Source organism: Streptomyces sp. AC550_RSS872, from assembly GCF_019049285.1.
GTDB lineage: Bacteria > Actinomycetota > Actinomycetes > Streptomycetales > Streptomycetaceae > Streptomyces.
Map to the genome: position 1 here is coordinate 1 of NZ_JAGMUL010000173.1, position 724 is coordinate 724.

1 protein-coding gene is annotated in these 724 nt (G+C 65.9%); it reads left to right on the top strand.

Annotated features, from left to right (window positions below; all coding sequences use genetic code 11):
• Positions 1 to 630 (top strand): ABC transporter permease (locus KUM44_RS39470; protein WP_217214590.1); only part of this gene is annotated, 630 nt, incomplete at its 5' end.
• Positions 631 to 724: the final 94 nt, after the last annotated feature.

The following is a 724-nucleotide window of genomic DNA, read 5'->3' on the forward strand; positions in this document are numbered from 1 at the left end:
AGCCTGGTCTTCGGGTTCGTCCTGGCCCAGGCCATCACCCGGCTCAAGCCCATCCTGGCGGGCCTGGCGATGCTGGTCGTGGTCGTCCCGCACTTCGTCAGCGCCCTGGTACGCACCTACGGCTGGATCATCATGCTCGGTGACAAGGGCCTGGTGAACGAGACCCTCACCAGCATGTCGGTCCCCGGAGCGCCGTTCCAGCTGCTCTACAACGAACTCGGTGTCGTGATCGGCACCACCTCGATGATGCTGCCGTACACGGTGCTGCTCCTTTATGGGGTGATGCGGGGTGTGGACCGGCGCCTGCTGGCGGCCGCGTCCAGCATGGGCGCCGGCAAGGTGACCATCTTCCGCCGTATCTATCTGCCGCTGGTCGCCCCCGGCCTGGCCAGCGCCGGACTGCTCAGCTTCATCCTCTCGCTGGGCTACTACATCACTCCGGCCCTGATGGGCGGACCGAACCAGACGATGATCGCCACCCTCATCAACCAGCAGGTCACCAAGGAAAACCAGTGGAACGGGGCCGCCGCCCAGGGCGTGATCCTGCTGGTCCTCACCCTGGCCGGACTGCTCCTGGTCAAGGCCGTGACCTCGCTCGGCGCCAGCCGTAAGAAGAGGAGCGCCACATGATGGAACTGCGCAAGTCCCTCGCCGGACGCATCGCCCTGACCGCCGTGGCCACTGTGATCCTGCTGTTCCTGGCGCTGCCGATCGTGGTCATCCT